This window comes from Planotetraspora thailandica (genome assembly GCF_016863335.1).
Lineage (GTDB): Bacteria > Actinomycetota > Actinomycetes > Streptosporangiales > Streptosporangiaceae > Planotetraspora > Planotetraspora thailandica.
Genome location: NZ_BOOR01000043.1, coordinates 22532 through 41036, shown reverse-complemented (window position 1 = coordinate 41036; position 18505 = coordinate 22532). Strand labels below are relative to the sequence as shown.

Here is an 18505-nt window from a genome sequence, read left to right as displayed (position 1 = left end):
GGTGCGATGGTCATCGAGGGCCTTCCAGATCAGGCGGTCGTGGCGGGGGCGGCGGGGGCGACGAGCTCGGCCTCGGGGCGCACACGCCGAAGAAGGCGCAGCACGATGATCGTGACGCCGGCGAGAATCCCGGCGGCGGCGAACGCGAACCACGGCAACGCCCACGTGCTCGTCTCGCGGTTCACCGCCTGGAGCCGCACCGTGCCGTCCGTCCCGACCTGCTCGGGATCGAGGCGGACGTTGACGAGCAGCAGCCCGGCTTGCTCGACGTCGCGCAGCCGCGTCGTGATCCGGCGCGTCTCGCCCGGCGCGAGCGGGTCCAGGCGTGACGGGTCGGCGCGAGCCACGTCGACGAACGGGCTGCGCACCGAGACGTTCGCGGTCCCGGTGATCGGGACGTTGCCGTTGTTGCTCACCGTGTATGTGACGTCGAGGATGCCGTCGAGCGGGTTGGGGCTCATGTAGAACTCGGTACGCAGACCACCGATCGACGCGATCGGCGTGTTCTTCGTCGCGGGTTTGGTCGGCGTCGCACTGGGGGTGGGCGTGGGGGTGGGCGTGGGCGTGGGCGTGCCTCCTGGCGAACCCGAGGGTGCCGGTGTCGATCCTCCGCCCTGTCCGCCGGGCGAGCCGCCGTTGCCCGGCGACGCCGTCACCTCGTAGGTGAGCGCGGGTTCGAGCCGGCGGCTGCCGAGGGCGAACGACAGCGTGTAGGTGCCCGGGCGGTCGACGACCTCGTGCACCACGCGCAGCTCGCCTCCGCTGACCGCGAACGAGCCGATCTCACGCACGAGGGTGCCGCCCTTCCGGAGCCGGCCAAGGTAGTCGCCGTCGGGGATGCCCCGCCAGAGCAGCTCGATCTTCTCGCCGCGCCTGACCGATACGGTGTCAGTGATGATGCTGCCGTTGCGCATCAGCCGGAACTCGTTCATCGTCGCGATGATCGGTCCCTTCGCAGCCGGGACGCGCACCTCGGCGCCGTAGGGCGCCGAGGGGTCACCGTCGGCGGCGACGGCGTGGGGCGCCCCGGTCGTGAGCGCGGCGACGACGAGCACGCCGAGCCCGAGTACGCGGGCCGCTCGCGCCGCGCGGGTAGTCAGAGCAGTCACGGTTACCCTTTGGCCAGTGAAGGAGCAAGACTTCGGCCGTCATACATTGACATAATTACGTTGTCACAATTTATCTCGTAACAAGTGTCACGCAGTTGAACGCGCCACGAACTCCTCAGCGCCGCGCGCAGCTCACGCAGGGGGCTCGCCCGAGGACGCCGTTTCCTCAAGTGCCTGCCGACGGCCCTCGGCGAGAGCGGTCTCGAGCTCCGCGGCGTGCCTGGCGGCACGCGACCTCCGTCGGCGCCACGCCCACACCACCGCGGCGACGGCGATGACGAGCGCCACCACGACCAGCCACGGGACGACCCAGAGGCTCGCGGTGCGCTCGGTATTGGTGAGCGGGCCGGGATCGAGTGCTCCGGCGTCGACGAACGGGACGAGCCGCACGTGGGCGGTGAGCAGGCCGAGAGCCGGCACGCCGGCCATCCGCGCGACCAGCGTCCGCTTTTGACCGGGCAGCAACTCGCTCGTCTCGGCCTTCTCACCGGTCGCGACCCGATTGCCGAACGGTCCGGTCACCCACGACTCGATCCGCCCGCGGAGGGCGACGTTGCCCGTGTTGGTCAACGTGTACGTCACCTTCAGCGGGTGACTCAGGCTCGCCCACCCGTTGCCGAGTTCCGTGCGAATGCCGCCGATCGACACGTGCGGCTGGAGCTCGCCGGCGACGCGGATGTACATGCGCGTGATGACCCGGTTCTCGACGCGGATCTGACCCTTGCCCGAGGCGAGGGAGGCCACGACGCCGCCCGCGTGGTCACCGGGTCGCGCGTCGGCGGGAACCTTGATCGTGAAGGGCACCACTTTGGACTTACCCGGACCGAGGGTCACCTCGGCGGAGGACGGGATCGTGCAGGAGCGGTCGGCAGCAGGGTCGCACCGGTGGCCGAAGTCGGCCCAGGTGCCCGGACCCTGCGGCACCTGGGCGGAGGTGAGCAGCGCGAACGCACCCTCGGGTGTGTTGTAGGCGTCGGTCGTGTAGATGACGAACGAGCCACGCGTCTTGCCGTCGTTGCGGATCTCGACGTAGTCGGTGACGCGCTGGCCCGGCGCGAGCTCGTAGGTGAAGCGGCTGCGCCCGTCGCGGCCGGCCTTGGTCGCCGGGTCCGCGGAGAAGGCGGCCTCACCGTCAGCGGCCTGCGCGGGCGCCACGGGGACCGTGAGCAGGATTGTCAGCATGGCGAGCAGGCCGGCGATCAATCGCCCGGAGCGGGACGAGCGCCAAGCCCGGTCGAGGCTCTTGAGAGAGTACACGGCGCTAGATTGCCGCAATGCAAAAAAGTCGGAAGGCTCGTCGGGTGAACGTGGAGTGAACTTCCTGGCTTCGGAAGCTGAGCTCGCCGCGGCCCGCGGCGTCGGCGGACCAGGGCCCACGGGCCCTGGGTACCGGTCGGATACCCAGGACCCGCGGGTGGACTGACTCCGCGCCGGACTCCGGCGCGGAATCAGCCACTGGTGAGGTCGACGGTGATGGTCCTCGTGTCGCCCGCGCCCGCCGCGAACGGCGAACCAGCGAACGGCGAACCACCGGCCGTCACCGCGATCTTGTTGCTGGTCAGCGGCAGCGGACCGGCACGAGCTTGGCCCAGGCCGGCGCGGCCGTGCCGCCCAGGTGGGCGGCCGCCTGGGCCTCGGTGAGCTTCTTGACCGTCACCATGTAGATCGGGGACCTCGGAGCCAGGGTTCCCTCGGTCGGCACCGAGCCCATGTCGCCGGACGTCCAGCACGACCGGACCACGGACCAGGAGCTGCCGTACTCGAGGAGGAAGGCGTTGCTCTCATCGGGGTTGACCACCTGCGACACGCCTGTGTAGTTGCGCAGGCTCACGTCCGTCGTCGCGTGCTGGTCGTAGGAGTAGCGAACCCACTTGCTGGGCGTGAGCTCGTCGCCGGGCCGCGTCAGTGCCACGAAGGCGGTGCCCTTCGCGCAGGGCTTCGGGTCGACGATCGTGATCGGCGTGCTGTTGACCCGCAGCGGGCTGGTCTCCGCCGTGACCTTGAGCTGCCGGATCTCGTGACCGCGGAACGAATCGGCGTGAGCCGGCGCAGCGGCCAGGAGTGTCGTGGCACCCACCGCCGCGGCCACCATCGCGACCCGCCGGTGCATCGTCAGTTGCTTCATCTATATGTCCTTTGACTCGGAGGGAGACAACCGCGGGCCCCTGCGCCCACAGGTGCCGGACCGGCCGAGTACTCGGCCGGTCACGCTTGTGTTCGGTGTCTGGACTTGCTCGACCGCCCCGCCCTTGGCCTCGTCTGGCAGGTCGGACCCCGACGCGCGCTCAGTCCTTGATGAAGTCGACGGTGATGGTCCTCGTGTCGCGGTTACCGCGCCCCACTACACCGTGAGGGAACGATCCACGGCGACGCCCGTCGTGACCGTGGCCACGGTCAGCGGCGGACCGGCACGAGCTTGGCCCAGGCCGGCGCGGCCGTGCCGCCCAGGTGGCGTGCCGCCTGAGCCTCGGTGAGCTTCTTGACCTTCACCATGTAGACCGGGGACCCCGGGACCAGAGTTCCCTCGGTCGGCACCGAGCCCATGTCGCCGGACGTCCAGCACGACCGGACCACGGACCAGACGCTGCCGTACTCCAGAAGGAAGGCGTTGCTCTCATCGGGGTTGACCACCTGGGACACGCCTGTGTAGTTGCGCAGGCTTGTGTCTGCCGTCGCGTGCTGGTCGTAGGAGTAGCGAACCCACTTGCTGGGCGTGAGCTCGTCGCCGCGCCGCGTCAGTGCCACGAAGGCGGTCCCCTTCTTGCAGGGCTTCGGGTCGACGATCGTGATCGGCGTGCTGTTGACCCGCAGCGGGCTGGTCTCCGCCGTGATCTTGAGCGGTCGGATGTTGTGACCGCGGAACGAATCGGCGGAAGCCGGCGCAGCGGCCAGGAGTGTCGTGGCGCCCACCGCCGCGGCCACCATCGCCACCCGCCGGCGCATCGTCAGTTGCTTCATCTATACGTCCTTTGACTCGGAGGGAGACAACCGCGGGCCCCTGCGCCCGCGGGCGTCAGACCGGCCGAGTGCTCGGCCGGTCTGACGTGCATTCGGTGTCTGGACTTGCTCGAGCGCCCCGCCCTCGGCCTCGCCTGGAGGGTCGGGCTCCGGCGCGCGCTCAGTCCTTGATCAGGTCGACGGTGACGGTCGTCCCGTACGTGCCGTTCGGCGTGTCGCGGGGCACCACGAGCGACAGGTTGGTGTTCACGGACCCCGACGAGCCCGCGGTCGCGTTGGCAAGGAGCCGGGTCGCCTGGCCCTGACCGGCCGTCTGCGCGGGACCCGCGGTGAGACCCGCACCCGTGACGGCCGGGGCGGACCCGAGCTGCGCGAACGGGATCTTCTTGGTCGCGTCGGTGGTGGAGACGAAGTCGTCCACCGTGGCCTGCAGAGACCACGGCGTACGCTCAGCCTGGGGGCGCCGGTCGTTCACGGTGACCTCGCCCAGCTGGCCGCTCGCCGTGAACGTGCCGTCCTGCTGCTCGGCCGCCCTGCCGAGGTCGGCGCCGGAAGCAGGCACCTGCAAGGTGATGGTGCCGGCCGACACGGGGACGTCGACCTTCACGTCGACCGTGCCCGAGCCGAGGTTCTCCGTCGGGGTTCCCGTGACCGCTGCACTGGCCGGACCGTCGCCGAGGGAGTTGGTGGCCGTGACCTTCACGGTGTATTCGGTGCCGTCGGTGAGGCCGCTGATGACCGCTCGCGTGTCACCCGCGCCAGCCGTGAACGGCGAACCCGCGACCGGCGTGCCACCGGCCGTCACCGCGATCTTGTAGCCGCTCACCGCGGGGTTCGCGGTGACCGCGTCCCACGACACCGCGAGGGAGCCCTGGCCAGGAGTCACGGTGACGCCCGTCGGGGCCGTGGGCACGGCCTGCACCGGCCCGCCGACCGGCACGAGCGTGGCCCAGGCCGGCGCGGCCGTACCGCCCAGGTGGGCCGCCGCCTCGGCCTCGGTGAGCTTTTTGACCGTCACCATGTAGACCGGGGATCCCGCGGCCAGGCTTCCCTCGGTCGGCAGTACGGCTCCGTCGCCCGTCGTCCAGCACGACCGGACCACCGACCAGGAGCTGCCGTACTCCGTGAGGAAGAGGTTGCTCTCATCGACGTTGACCACCAGCGACAGGCCTGTGTAGTTGCGCAGGCTTGAGTCCGACGTCGCGTGCTGGTCGAAGGAGTAGCGGATCCACTTGTTGGGCGTGAGCTCGTCGCCGGGCCGCGTCAGTGCCACGAAGGCCTTCCCGCTCGCGCAGGCGTCCGGGTCGACGATCGTGATCGGCGTGCTGGTGAGCCGCAGCGGGCTGGTCTGCGGTGTGATCTGGAACTGCCGGATCTCGTGACCGGTGATCGGGTCGGCGTAAGCGGGCGAGGCGGCCATGACTGTCGCCACACCCAGCGCCGCGGCCACCATCGCGACCCGCCGGTGCCTTGTCAGTTGCTTCATGGGTACGTCCTTTGATTCGGAGGGAGACACCTGCGGGCCCCTGCGCCCACGGGTGCCGGACCGGCCAAGCGCTCAACCGGCCACACTTGCGGTGTCAGGACCACTCGAGCACCCCACTCTTGGCGTGGTCGCCCGAGCCAACTACGCCCCCGATTTCGCCGGAGCCGACGATGTCGGTGTCACCGGCGTAGGAAACGAACTGGAATCCGTACTTGGCGATGATCGCGTCGGAGTCGGCCGAAGCGATCTGCGACGAGGGTCCGGCGAACATGGATGCCAGCGCGGAGTCGTACTTCGCGTTGCCGACCGTGATTCGTGCGGTCTCCACCACGTTGTACACGTCATGGCCGAACCAGGCGTTGGAGTAGTAGTCCGGGTTGGGAACGAGCTTGGTGGTCGCGGGCGTGGTGGGGGGCGTGACCGGCACTGTCAGCGTGGGCGAAACCGGGTCACCGAGCACGTCGACGACCGGCGAGCCCAGGCGGGTGCCCGCCGCATAGGCCAGGTCGATGCGCGTGGGGGCCACGTGGTTGCGCTGGGCGATCCACGACGCCGCCGAGAACGGCACGATCTCGCCGGTGCTGTCGACGATGCCGTCCGCCTTGTTCTCCTGCGGAGTCGTCAGCACGTAGGCGCCGAGCGTTCCCTCGGTCAGACCGAGCGCCCCGATGAAGAAGAACCGCATGTCCGAGCCGTACGGTGGCAAGAACGGCACCACATCGACGTTACCGGCGGCAGCCTTCGCTGCCGCAGCGGTGGGGGCCGAGTAGATCCCCTGAAGCTGCGCGCGCGACAGCTTGCTCAGCTTGGTCTGGTCCGAGGTGCTCAGGCCCGCGCCGTTGTACGCGTAGGCCATCCCGTCGCGGGCCATCGGGATGAACGTTAGCGCCCCGAACGCACCGAGATCGGTTCCCGCGGCCGGGCCGCGGGAGGAGCGGGCGAAGTCAAGCTGGCCGCGGATGACGACGCCGTTCCAGGGGTTGCCGTCGATCGAGCGGCCGAGCGCACTCAAGCTGATCGGCCGCGAAAACGACGGTCCGGTCGCGGTGACCCGGATCTGCGAGCTCCCGGTGGCGTCCCAGGAGCCGACGTTGGTGAGCGAGCCGGTCATCGGGTCGGCCAGGGCGTTGAGCACGTCCTGGGTGGTGCCCGAGCCGACACCGGCGATCGGCGGGTAGGTGCCCGCTGCCGGGTCGGCCATCGCCGGCGTGCCGGCCGCGAGCACGAGTGCGGTCGCGGCTGTCGCTGCGAGCACGGCGGCGATACCGCTGCTCTTACGCATTTCTGATCCTCCCTTTCCTGGAGGGTCTGGCTCCGGCGCGCGCTCAGCTCTTGATCAGGTCGACGGTCATGGTGGACCGGTAAGTGCCCTTCGTTATGCCGCGGGGCACCACGAGCGACAGGTCGGCGTTCACGGTGGCGGTCGCAGTCCCCCCCGACGAGCCCGCGACCGCGTTGGCAAGGAGCCGCGTCTCCTGACCCGACCCGGCCGCCTGCGCGGGACCCGCGGTGAGACCCGCACCCGTGACGGTCGGGGCGGACCCGAGCTGCGCGGACGAGAACTTCTTGGTCGCGTCGGCGGTGGAGACGAAGTCGCTGACTGTGGCCTGCAGCGACCACGGCGTACGGTCGATCGGGACGCGCCGGTCGGTCACGGTGATCTCGCCCAGCCGGCCGCTCGCCCTGAACGTGCCGTCGCCTTGCTCGACCGCATTACCGAGGTCGGCGACGCCTGAAGTAGGCACACGCAAGGAGAGGCTGCCGTAACCCGACACGGGGACGTCGACCTTCACAGCGACCCTGCCCGAGCTGAAATTGGGAATACCGGTGACCGAAGCACTGGCCGGGCCGTCGCCGAGGGAGTTGGTGGCCGTGACCGTCACGGTGTATTGCGTGCCGGCGGCGAGGCCGTTGATGACCGCCCTCGTTTCGCCCGCGCCCGCCGCGAACGGCGAACCCGCGACCGGCGTGCCACCGGCCGTCACCGCGATCTTGTAGCCGCTCACCGCGGGGTTCGCGGTGACCGCGTCCCACGACACCGCGAGGGACTGATCGCCAGGAGCCACGGTGACGCGCGTCGGGGCCGTGGGCACGGCCTCCTCCGACCCGACGACCGGCACGAGCGTGGCCCAGGCAGGCGCGGCCGTGCCGCCCAGGTGGGCCGCCGCCTCGGCCTCGGTGAGCTTCTTGACCGTCACCATGTAGACCGGGGACCCCGGGGCCAGGGTTCCCTCGGACGGAGGCGTGGTAAAGCTGCCCGACGTCCAGCACGACCGGACCACCGACCAGGAGGTGCCGTATTCCAGGAGAAAGGCGTTGCTCTCATTGGTGTCGGCCACCGACGACGCGCCTGTGTAGTTGCGCAGGCTTGAGTCTGACGTCGCGTGCTGGTCGGTGGAAAAGCGGATCCACTTGCTCGGCGTGAGCTCATTGCCGGGCCGCGTCAGTGCCACGTAGGCGGTCCCGCTCGCGCAGGCCTCCGGGTCGACGATCGTGATCGGCGTGCTGTTGACCCGCAGCGGGCTGGTCTGCGGTGTGATCTGGAACTGCCGGATCTCGTGACCCTCGATCGGATCGGCGTAAGCCGGGGAGGCAACCACGAGTGTCGCCACACCCAGCGCCGCGGCCACCATCGCCACCCGCCGGTGCCTCATCAGTTGTTGCATGTGTACGTCCTTGATGCGGAGGAGGGAGACAGCCGCGGGCCCGCTGGTGTGGGACCGGCCGAGCGCTCGGCCGGTCCCACTTGCGATTGGTGTCAGGACTTACTTGCGTAGCTCAGCGACCGCCACGGGGTTACCACGACCCAGGCTCGAGCGCCCCGCCCTTCGCGTGGTCGCCCACGCCCGTACCCGTAGTAATCTCGCCGGAGCCGGGGATGTCGGTGTCACCGGCGTAGGAAACGACCTGGAATCCGTACTTGGCGATGATCACGTCGGAGTCGGCCGAAGCGATCGTCGAAGACGACCCGGAGAACACGGCCGCCAGCGCGGAGTCGTACTTCGCGTTGCCGACCGTGATCCGCGCGGTCTCCACCACGTTGTACACGTCACGACCGAACGTGGCGTCGGAGTAGTAGTCCGGGTTGGGAACGAGCTTGCCGGCCGAGGTCAGTGTGGGGTCGACCGGGTCACCGAGCACGTCGGCGACCGGCGAGCCCAGGCGGGTGCCCAGCCCGTAGGCCACGTTGACGTGCGACTCGGTCACGCCGTTGCGCTGGGCGATCCACTGCCCCGTGGAGAACGGCACGATCTTTCCGGGGGTGACGATGCCGTCCGCCTTGTTCTCCTGCGGAGTCGTCTGGGCCAGCACGTAGTCGCCGAGCGTTGCCTCGGTCAGACCGATCGCCCCGATGAAGAACGACCGAGTTCCCGAGCCGGCCTGCGGCAGGAGCGGCGTCACGTCGACGCCACCGGCGGCAGCCTTGGCCTGCGCAGCGGTGTCGGCCTGGTAGATCCCCTGAAGCTGCGTGCGCGTCAGGTTGCTCAGGCCCGCGCCGTTGTAGGCGTAGGCGACCGCGTCGCGGGCCATCGGGATGAACGTCAGCGCCCCGGCCGCACCGAGATCGGTTCCCGCGGCCGGGCCGCGGGAGGAGCGGGCGAAGTCAAGCAGGCCACTGATGTTCGGCGTGCCGGTGCTGTCGATCGAACGGCTGAGGGCCTTGACGCCGCTGGACGAGCCGTTCGGCCGCTTGAAGCTGGTGCTGCCCACCGTGATCGGGTCGGGGAGCCCCGTGGCGTTGAAGGACACCACGCCGTCGAGCGGGGCGAGATCTGCGGTGAGGGCGTTGAGCACGTCCTGGGTGGTGTCCGAGCCGGTGCCGACGATGTTCGCCGCGCTGACGGGGCCCGTCGGCTCGGCCATGGCCGGCGTACCAGCGAGCATGAGTGTGCTCGCGGCTGTCGCTGCGAGCGCGGCAGCGATAGCGTTACTCTTACGCACTTGCGATCCTCCCTTTCGTGGAGGGTCGGACCGGCGGGCGCGTTTCCCGCCGGGGCGTGCACTGCCACCGGGTTCGGTCCGGTGGCAGTCCAGCCGAGGATCCGCCGCCTGTTCGACGGTCCTCAGCAGGTCTGGGGGCCGGGGATGGTGCGTCCGGTTCACGGCGCACCATCCCCGGTCCGGCGGCGCAGCCGCCCGAGTAACGGGGCCGCAGCCCCTGTCAGTAGTCCGAAGACGAGCAGTGCCGGGACGAGGGCGGCGCTCAGGGCGCCCGGGTCAGCGGGTGTCGCCGAGCCCGCCAGCGGGCCGGCCGCTAAGCCCGCGCCCCGCGGGTCGGAGGCACCGCCTCCCGCATCGACGTCCGCACCGGAGTCCGGGTCTGTCGAGCTGTCGCCGTCCTCGCCGGGGACGGTGAACCGGGCGGTGCCCCCCTTGGGATCGTCCGTCCCGGGGCCGTTTCCGCCGCCTTTCCGGCCCGCGATCAGCTTGGCCGCGGCTCGGGCCTCGGCGCGCAGGCCCTTCGGCAGTGGTGTGTAGCCGGGTGGGAGCTGGCCGAACTCTGTGCCGGAGGTCTGCCCTTCCGTCGTGGCCACCGTCACGTAGCGGGCGAGGTCGGCCCGCGTCTTCGCGGAGCGGTCCTCCTTGCCGTCGCCATTGAAGTCTCCATAGGGCACCGCGGCGTAGGAGAGCACGGTCAGCGGGTAGGCGCCGTCCGGCACCTTGGCCGGGTCGAGCTGGCGCACGCGGGTGCCGGCCACCGCGGTCATCGCCGGCACCGCGGCCTGCAGCGTCCGCGTGGTCGGCGTGACGCAGTGGGCGCCGTTGCCGTCGCACAGGGACGCGAGCGACAGCTTGTAGCGTTCCGCGGTCGCCGTGTCCGTGATCGCCCACGCCCGCCGCTGAGCGGGCAGCGCCCTGCCGCCCGCCTTCCAGACCCCCGGCGGCGGCGGCTCCGACGGGTCCCACACGTTCTTCTGCGGATCGTTGTCGACCAGGGCGAACTGGCCGCCCTGGTGCCCGTCGGAGACGTACGGCTTGCGCTCGGTGGCGCACCGTTCCGGACGCTGGTCCTGGTTCCCCTCGTAGCCGTCGAGGTGGAGCGGATACTGGTCGCACCACGGGTCCGACAGCGGGTAGTTGTCCACCGGATACTCCGCCGGCGTATCGGTCGGGTTGTAGTCGGCGTTGGTGGAGTAGTAAGGGTTGACCCGCATCCCCCACTCGTCCGGCACGCCCGACAGCCAGCGACGGGCCGACGCATCCTGCAGGATCCACGACCAGACGGCACGCGCCTGGTCGCTGTTGTCCAGCGGCACCATGAAGTTGAATTGGTAGTCTCCGGGCCAGTACTTCACGATCGGATTGAGTCGCACGAAGTCCGGATCCTGCACGATGCTGAGCGGGTTGCCCACGCCCCACTTGTAGTCCGCGTTCACGGGGTACACGGCGTAGTCTGTGCCGTGGATCTTCTTTGGGCCCAGGGCCTGCGACAGGTCATTGCGGTAGGACATGGTCAGCAGCTTCGCCACCAGGCGCGGGGTCAGTTTGAAGCCCTCGATGCGGGTGCCTGTGAGCAGCTTGACCTCTGGTGGGTCCTGCTCATTGACGGGGGGCGCCTCGTAGACGTAGCCGAGTGCGATGCCGGAAAGCGTCAGCGGTGCGTAGTCGACGCTCTGCCCCTCGGAGAGCGTCTCCGGGTCGACCGGGTTGACCGTGACGGCGGCGGCCGGCGCCCCGCTCGACCCGGCGAGGAGTTGGCGGCGCGCCTCCGGCTCGCCCATCTGCCCGTAAGTGTAGACCGCGCCGTCGCGGCACAGCCGGCGCTGCCACGACAGGCTGGCGTCCGTGGCGAGCTCGCTGCCGGCGATCCGCACCTCCTGCGCGCCCAGTGCGCACGCCGATCCGGCGGGAACGAAGTCGAGCCGGAAGGCGAGTGCGTTGGCCCACACCGCCGGCTCCATGGGGCCTGTGATCTGGTCCCCTGCTCCGCGGGGCACCACGACGAGCCAGCACGGCCGGCCGGTCACCTTCCCGTCGGCCGCGGTGAGCCGGTCTCCGCAACCGAGGCCGGGAGACTCGGCGCCCGTCTGCACCTCGAAGTCCAGCGAGCCCGTGCCGTTCGCGCTGGTCGGCACAGCCTGGATCCCGTTCTGCGTCGTGTAGTTCCAGTACTGGTTGACGGCGGAACGGTCGTTATTGCTCCTGGGATCGTAGTCGGTGTCAATCTCGGGAGCGCCGGTCACCGGACGAAACGGGAGAAATTGGGGTTGCCCGTTGACGGCCACCGACCGACTCCCGCGATTGCCGTAGTTAGTCTTGAGAGGTCCGTATTGGCAGGTTCGCCGGTTCGGCATGGTGGGCACGTCCGGGTCCTGGCCGCCCCAGCACTGCATGGCCTGCATGAAGTAGTTGCCCGTGGTGTCGCCGAGCGGCGTGCCGGCCTTCCACCCGGACCACGTCACCTGGATGCCCTGGTTGACGAGGTTCTTGGTCTGCGACACGGTGACCCTCAGCCCGCGCAGGCTCGCGTCGGGGTGGTCGGCGGGAATCGTGACGGTCACCGCGGAGGTGGTGAGACGATCGCCACCCTCCGGCGCGGCACTCGCCGGGGACGGTGTCGTCACCCCGGCGCCCACCAGGGCAAGCGTCGACACGGCAAGCGCCGCCGCGATCGCGCGGCGGGAGACACGCGCTCGCCGAACCATCTGCTGTGCAGCTGTCACGATCACGACCTTCACCCTCCCTGCGGGCTGGCGGACGTTCCGAGCACTACCTTGCCACGATGTAGATTCTCTCAATTCAGATTGCCGCTGACTACCTTGCCAGATCCGTGCCAGCCGATGGGCGACCCTGGATGGACGGCTGGGTGAACGGCGCATGGCGTCACTGTCCACCGGACGCCCCGGACCGGCTCGCGGTCGTCGACGGAGCACCGGACCGCCGCAGCCGCCGGGCCAGCAGCGGTGGTCCGGCCACCAGGCCGAGCACCAGCACCCCGGCGATGGCCATGAGCGTCTGCGTCGAGCTCCAGCCCTCCGACGACGCGAGCTCGAATGGCGAGGCGACCGCCGTGCCGCTCGAGCGGGCCGACCCCGACAGCGGAACACCGTCGGCGTCGAACGCCGTCGGATCGACGGCCTGGTCCTGCGGCACCTGCTCGTTGCTGGCGTTGCCGTCGGCGGGGCCCGCGCCGGCGTCGGAGGTGGAGGTGTCCACCGACCGTCCCTGGGTGGGAGTGGTCACAGGAGTGTCCTGCCTCGCGCCGGCCGTGCCGGTGGTGCACTGCGTCGGACCGACCTTGTCGCAGGACCTCGGCTGCGGGGCTGTCTTGGCGAGCTGGTTTTGCGACGGGCTCTCCCCCGGCTTGAACGTCGGGTTGTTGCATTTGTTGATGTTGACCGCGACGTTGCCCACGCCGGGGATCCGCTTGATCTGCTCGGCCCCGGCGAGGACGAGGTTCATCGGCAGTGGCGAGTAGCCGAGCTGGTCGGCCTGCTGCTGTCCCTCACAGAGGAAGTAGGTGCCGAAGGCGCCGAGCGTCTTCCCCTTGCTCTCGGTGAACGTGCCGCCCGGGCGCACCTTCGTGGGCAGGATCATGTACGAGTAGCTGGACAGGGGGTAGGTCCGCGGGTCCTTGTTGGCGTAGACCTTGTCGAGGATCTGGGTGAGGTAGTCGGCGGACCTGGGGTTGGGGTTGATCTCAGCTTTGATTAGCGCCACGGCCACCGAGGATGCGGTGGGCTCGACGTAGTAGCCGGCCTCGTTGAGCACCTTGGCGACCGGGAAGCCGGACTTCAGCGCGTAGGAGTACTCGACGTAGGTGATGGCGCCTTCGCCGTAGCTCTGGGAGACGTAGCCGGCGACGCCGAGCGAGCCGTTCTGCGCCTTGAACCCGGCGGGTGCGGGGTACTGCGAGGTCAGGCCGCACGGCGTCTTCCAGCCGACCTTCGCGCAGAACGCGTTCCACAGGGCGCCGTGGCGCTTGGACATCCACATGGAGAACTGGGCCGAGGTGCCGGAACCGTCCGCGCGTACCACCGGTGTGATGGTCCGGTTCGGCATCACCAAGCCGGGGTTGTCGGCCTTGATGGCCGGGTCGTTCCACTTGGTGATGACGCCGGTGAAGATCTTGGTGATCGTCTGCCCGGACAGGCGCAGGTTCGTCACCCGCTTCCCGTTGATCTTGAGGTTGTACATGAACGCCGTGCCGCCGGCGACGATCGGCATGTAGGCGTAGGTGCCTTCCTCGGGCCTCTCGGACGTCTGCGCCCCCGCGGCGACGGTCTTCTGGAACGGGATCTCGCTGATCGCGAAGTCGACCTGATTGGCGATGAACTGCGTGCGACCGACGGAGGAGCCGACGCCCTCGAAGTTCACCGTCATGTTGTAGTTGGCCTTGACGTTTTTGCGCCACTGGTCGATCGCGTTCTGCGACCAGGTGGAGCCGGACCCGGTGATCGGCTCGTAGGTCTCGGCGCGCACCGGTAGGGCGGTCGCCGAACATGCCAGCAAGGTCGCGAGGGCGATGAGAAGGGCTCGGCGGCACGCGGCGAGCAGAGTGCTCGCCGTACGGCCTGGCAGCAACATGATGCGTGGACCTTTCGTGACAGCTGCTCGTATGGGAGGACTCATGACGCCGGGCCTGCCCCGCCGCCGTGCCGCCGCTCGGCGGCCTTGAAACGGCCCGCGTCCGCGAGGGATGCGCGGGCGATGGCGCGTTTGCGCCGGCCGGACAGTTGGCCGGGGGCACGCCCGCCGACGACGCGGGCGGCGGCGAAGAGGATCAGGACCAGGGTCAGCAGGGTGGCCGCCGTCCCGAAACCGCGGGCGATGAAGGCGGGCTCCGGAGACTTGACGAACTCGAATGTCTGCAGCGGCAGCGAGATCATCGGCCCCTTGAAGGGGTTGACGTTGACCGCGGCGGAGATGCCCGCGGTCAGCAGCACCGGCGACGTCTCGCCGATCCCGCGCGCGGTGCCGAGGATGACCGCCGTCGCCAACCCGGAGCGGGCCGTCGGGAGCACCACGTGCCAGATGGTGCGCCACTGCGACGAGCCGAGGGCCTGGCTCGCCTCACGCAGATTGCCCGGCACCAGTCGCAGCACCACGTCGGCGGCGCGGATGACGATCGGCAGCATCATCACGGTGATCGCGAGGGCGGCGGCGAAGCCGGACTTCCCGAGACCGAAGCCTTGGATGACGGCCGCGTAGATGAACAAGCCCGCCACGATCGACGGCAGGGCCGTCATCGCCTCGACGATGGTGCGCACGAAGCGGGCGAACCTGCCGCCCACTTCATTGAGGTAGACCGCCGCGGACAGGCCCAGCGGGATCGTGATGACCAGCGCGATGCTGATCTGGATCAACGTGCCGAGGATCGCGTGCAGGACACCGCCGACGTCGAGCGGGTCCAGTGGACCGGTGAGCGACAGGTCCTCGGTGAAGAAGTTCAGGTGCGGGAGCGCGTCCGCGCCACGGGTCACGGTGAAGATCACGATGAACACGAGCACGAGGAACAGCAGCAGCCCGGTGGCCGCCAGCATCACCGTCATCACGCGGTCCCTGACCGCCTGCCGGTCGTCCGACATCCGCACGAGCAACGCGTAGAGCAGAACGAACACGACGCCGGTCACCACGAGCGCGCCGAGCACGCCGGACATCGCCGCCAGGCGGCCGAACAACAGGGTGGTCACCGAGACGGCCGCAAGCGCGGCGCCGAAGAGGTTGAGCTTGTCGGAGAGGGTCATCCTGCCTGGCTGGCGCCGCTCCGCGAATGAGACGGGCTCGGCGTCGCGCGCCGGGATGTAGGTGCGGGGGGTTCTGCGCGGCTCATCGGTGCCGGACATGACGTCGGTCGACTCCTCCAGCTCGGTTGACGTCATCGCTATACCTCGCTCTCGGCGCCGGACCGCGACCTGCTCACGATCGTGGACGCGGTGAAGTTGACGACCAGGGTGATGAGGAACAACGCGAGGCCCGCGGCCATCAGCGCGGACAGCCCGATCGGGCTCGCCTCGCCGTACCGGTTCGCGATCAGGGCGGACACCGAGTTGCCGTTGGTGTGCAGCGGCTGCCACTGCACCTCGAACACCGGCGAAATGATCATGTAGACGGCGATCGTCTCGCCGAGGGCGCGGCCCAGGCCGAGCATCGTCCCGCCGATCATGCCGCCCTTGCCGAACGGAAGGACGACGGCGGTGATCATCCCCCAGCGCGTGGCGCCCAGGGCGTAGGCCCCTTCGCGCTCGCCCGCGGGAGCCTGGCTGAACGCCTCCCGCATCACCGACGTCTGGATCGGCACGACCATGAACGCCACGACGAGGCCGGCGATGAGCGGCGACGACGTGAACAGGTTGGCGCCCGCCAGCGGGTCGGTCGGGTCGAAGCCGTCCACCCGGAACAGCGGGAACCAGCCGAACCACGTCGCCAGCCAGCGCGAGACCGGGATGACCTCGGCGGTCAGGAAGAAGACCCCCCACAGGCCGAAGACGACGCTGGGCACCGCGGCCATGAGGTCGACCAGAGAAATCAGGGTCCGCTGGAACCGCCCGCTCGCGACCTCGGAGATGAACAGCGCGGTGCCCACCGCCAGCGGCACGGACACGACACCCGCGATGAGGGCGATGAGCAGGGTGCCGAACAGCACCGCCACGATGCCGAAGCGTCCCGCGTCGGGCTCCCATACCTGCTCGGTGAAGAAGCTCCACCCGGCGACCTGCAAGGCCTGGCCGGCACGCAGCGCAAGAAAGACGCCGACCGCGATCATGATCGCGACGACGATGATCCCGGTGGACCACGCGTAGCCGCGGAAGAGCATGTCGGGCAGGTCGCGCGCGGACACCAGGCGGCGTCGCTTTTCCACCCGTGACGGCCCGGACAGACCGCCCTGGGCGGAACGGAGCGTCGTCGTCACGAGACCGCTCCCGTGCGACGTTTGCGCTTATTTACCTTGTCACGATGCACACAATTTAGATTGCAGGTATGTAGTGCATGGAGGCGAGGCGAGCGGTTGAACAGTGCGTGAACTTGGTGACTTCAGCCGTCCGCGCTGAGCAACGCCGGCACCGGGTTGCGTCGAGTCCGCGCCAACGGCACCTGCGCGGCCACCACTGCCATGGCGAGCGCGACGGAGGCCGCCACCAGCGCGCTGAGAACCAGCGCAGGGGGAACCGCCTGAACGAACAAGGCGACCAGTGCCGCCGACGTCGACGACCCGAGGACGGCACCGGCCGCCGCCATCATCGTCGTCTCCGCGAGCACGAGCCGCGCGAGCCGTGCCCCCGACCAGCCGAGCGCCTGCATCGTCGCGAACTCCCGGCGCTGCTCGTGCAGGTCGAGCGCGACGACGTCGACGACGGCTATGCAGCCGAGCAGGAGGAGCGCGCCGCCGGCGAGCACGTCGACCGGACCCGATCGCACGGACACGCCGGTGGAGAACAGCCCGCCGGCGACGACGCCGCCGAAGCCCATGCTCACCGCGATCACCACCGTCAGCGCGCCCGACCCGAGCGCGATCGCCGCGACGCCCATGCGCACGCGGACGGGGGTGCGAGCCAGGTTGCGCACCGCGAGCGTCCCGACTGACCGGGCCTGCGCTACCGGTTTGGCCGGCGTCCACCGTGCGACCCTGGGCGCCCCACGGTGCAGTCCGTACAGCGGCGACGCCGTCGCCACCCGCCACATCGACGGGGCGGCGCCCGCGATGGCCAGCCCGACCGACACCCCGACGGCGGTCACCGCATCCGTCATGCCGATACCGGAGCTCGTCGCCCAACCGACACCGGCCGTGGCCGCCGCGGCCAGCAGGCCTGCGGGCACCGCCACCAGCAGCAGTTCGCCGACGATGAGGCGTACGACGCGGCCGGGGAGCCAGCCGAGCGAAAGCAGCGTCGACAACTCCCGGCGGCGTACACGGAGGGTGGCCGCCGTCGCGTTGGCGACGAACACCAGGCACACCACGAGCACGAGCGCGGCGAGCACGACGCCCATGAGGTCCACCGCTGCGGCGGCGTGCGTGGGGCGCCCGCCCAGCAGGATCGCGGTGCCGGCGCCCGGGGATATGCGTTGCGCGACGCGTTCCGCCACAGCGCGGGCCCGCTCCTCCTGGACGGAGGCGCTGCCGTCGCCGCGCACGTCCAGGTTCACCCACGAGTACGGCGCGGCGGGCGCGCCGACGTACGTGCTCGGATCCACGAGCTCGGCCAGGCGCTCCTCGGGCACGAGCAGCACACCGGCCGCGTCACCGGGAACCTTCACCCCGGGGAGTTCGGCCGACAGCGTGGCGAGATCCACGCGCGCGTAGGCGGCGACGGACCGCGGAGCGGTCAGCGGTGACGCGGACGTGGCCGGTGCGCGGACAACGGTTCCGTCCGGGCGGGTGTAGCGCCGGACAAGCGTTGACGCGCCGGCCGAGTGCGCCTTCAGGACGCCGGCCGCGACGGCGCGATCACGGGTCGCGACGATCGCCGGGATCACCTCCGCCGCGGGTCGCCTCGAAGTGGGGACGTCCACGGCGTCCGTCGTCGCCGCGACGAGCAGCAGGCGCACAGCGCCCCGCGGCGGTGCGCGGCCCGGCCGGCCGGCCGGGCCACGTACGTCGTCGAGTTGCCACTGCGGTCTCGGCGCCCCCGCGACCTCGACCCACGCACCCGAGGGCCGGGGGGCCGCGGTCGCGACCGGCACGTCCACCGTGCCGAGCACGGCGACGGCGACGCCGGCACCGACGTCGGGCAGCGACTTCACGGCCGCGACGGCGTCGGTCGCGAATCCGGACCCGCTGGTCACCCGCACATCCGCCGACCCCGGGACGGGCCCTCCCGCGCCCGCGTCGAGAGTGAGCCTGGTGTGGTTCAGCTCGACGAGGAGCATGGTGAACGACACGGACGCGAGCAGCAGCCCGGCGCCGAGGGACAGGAACCGAGCGTGCAGGCTCCAGACCTCGCCGCCGATGAGACGCGCCCACAGGGCACGGCCGCCCCCTGTGCGTGTGCGCCGCACCGCCGTCAAGCGA

Annotated in this window: 13 protein-coding genes; all 13 read right to left on the bottom strand. The window is 70.1% G+C overall.

Annotated features, from left to right (window positions below):
• Positions 1–29 precede the first annotated feature (29 nt).
• Positions 30–1109: a hypothetical protein gene (locus Pth03_RS26440; RefSeq protein ID WP_203947098.1), complete on the bottom strand. Its 1080-nt coding sequence runs from the start codon at positions 1107–1109 to the stop codon at positions 30–32.
• Between the two features lie 132 nt (positions 1110–1241).
• Entirely contained in the window at positions 1242–2366 is a 1125-nt protein-coding gene (locus tag Pth03_RS26435) for a WxL protein peptidoglycan domain-containing protein (RefSeq protein WP_203947097.1), read from the bottom strand.
• Positions 2367–2667: 301 nt separating this feature from the next.
• The gene (locus Pth03_RS26430) at positions 2668–3234 is read right to left on the bottom strand and encodes a hypothetical protein (RefSeq protein ID WP_203947096.1); all 567 of its coding nucleotides are present in this window, start codon (positions 3232–3234) and stop codon (positions 2668–2670) included.
• A 269-nt stretch (positions 3235–3503) separates the two neighbouring features.
• Positions 3504–4067: a hypothetical protein gene (locus tag Pth03_RS26425; protein WP_203947095.1), complete on the bottom strand. Its 564-nt coding sequence runs from the start codon at positions 4065–4067 to the stop codon at positions 3504–3506.
• Between the two features lie 160 nt (positions 4068–4227).
• Entirely contained in the window at positions 4228–5553 is a 1326-nt protein-coding gene (locus Pth03_RS26420; protein WP_203947094.1) for a fibronectin type III domain-containing protein, read from the bottom strand.
• A 94-nt stretch (positions 5554–5647) separates the two neighbouring features.
• A complete protein-coding gene (locus tag Pth03_RS26415; protein WP_203947093.1) occupies positions 5648–6835 on the bottom strand; it encodes a substrate-binding domain-containing protein in 1188 nt (395 codons plus the stop codon).
• A 43-nt stretch (positions 6836–6878) separates the two neighbouring features.
• Complete coding sequence (locus Pth03_RS26410; protein ID WP_203947092.1) at positions 6879–8219, bottom strand: fibronectin type III domain-containing protein; 1341 nt, start codon at positions 8217–8219, stop codon at positions 6879–6881.
• A gap of 130 nt (positions 8220–8349) precedes the next feature.
• Positions 8350–9495 carry a substrate-binding domain-containing protein gene (locus Pth03_RS26405; protein WP_203947091.1) on the bottom strand — a complete coding sequence of 382 codons (1146 nt, stop codon included), beginning with the start codon at positions 9493–9495 and terminating at the stop codon, positions 8350–8352.
• Positions 9496–9653: 158 nt separating this feature from the next.
• Positions 9654–12224 carry a hypothetical protein gene (locus Pth03_RS26400; protein ID WP_203947090.1) on the bottom strand — a complete coding sequence of 857 codons (2571 nt, stop codon included), beginning with the start codon at positions 12222–12224 and terminating at the stop codon, positions 9654–9656.
• 154 nt (positions 12225–12378) lie between these two features.
• Positions 12379–14082 (bottom strand): phosphate ABC transporter substrate-binding protein PstS, encoded by a 1704-nt coding sequence (gene pstS / locus Pth03_RS26395; RefSeq protein ID WP_203947089.1) that lies wholly within the window; start codon positions 14080–14082, stop codon positions 12379–12381.
• A 41-nt stretch (positions 14083–14123) separates the two neighbouring features.
• A complete protein-coding gene (pstA, locus tag Pth03_RS26390) occupies positions 14124–15377 on the bottom strand; it encodes a phosphate ABC transporter permease PstA (protein WP_203947088.1) in 1254 nt (417 codons plus the stop codon).
• Between the two features lie 2 nt (positions 15378–15379).
• Positions 15380–16408: a phosphate ABC transporter permease subunit PstC gene (gene pstC, locus Pth03_RS26385; RefSeq protein ID WP_203947087.1), complete on the bottom strand. Its 1029-nt coding sequence runs from the start codon at positions 16406–16408 to the stop codon at positions 15380–15382.
• 122 nt (positions 16409–16530) lie between these two features.
• Positions 16531–18492 (bottom strand): FtsX-like permease family protein, encoded by a 1962-nt coding sequence (locus Pth03_RS26380; RefSeq protein ID WP_308442385.1) that lies wholly within the window; start codon positions 18490–18492, stop codon positions 16531–16533.
• Between the last annotated feature and the right edge of the window lie 13 nt (positions 18493–18505).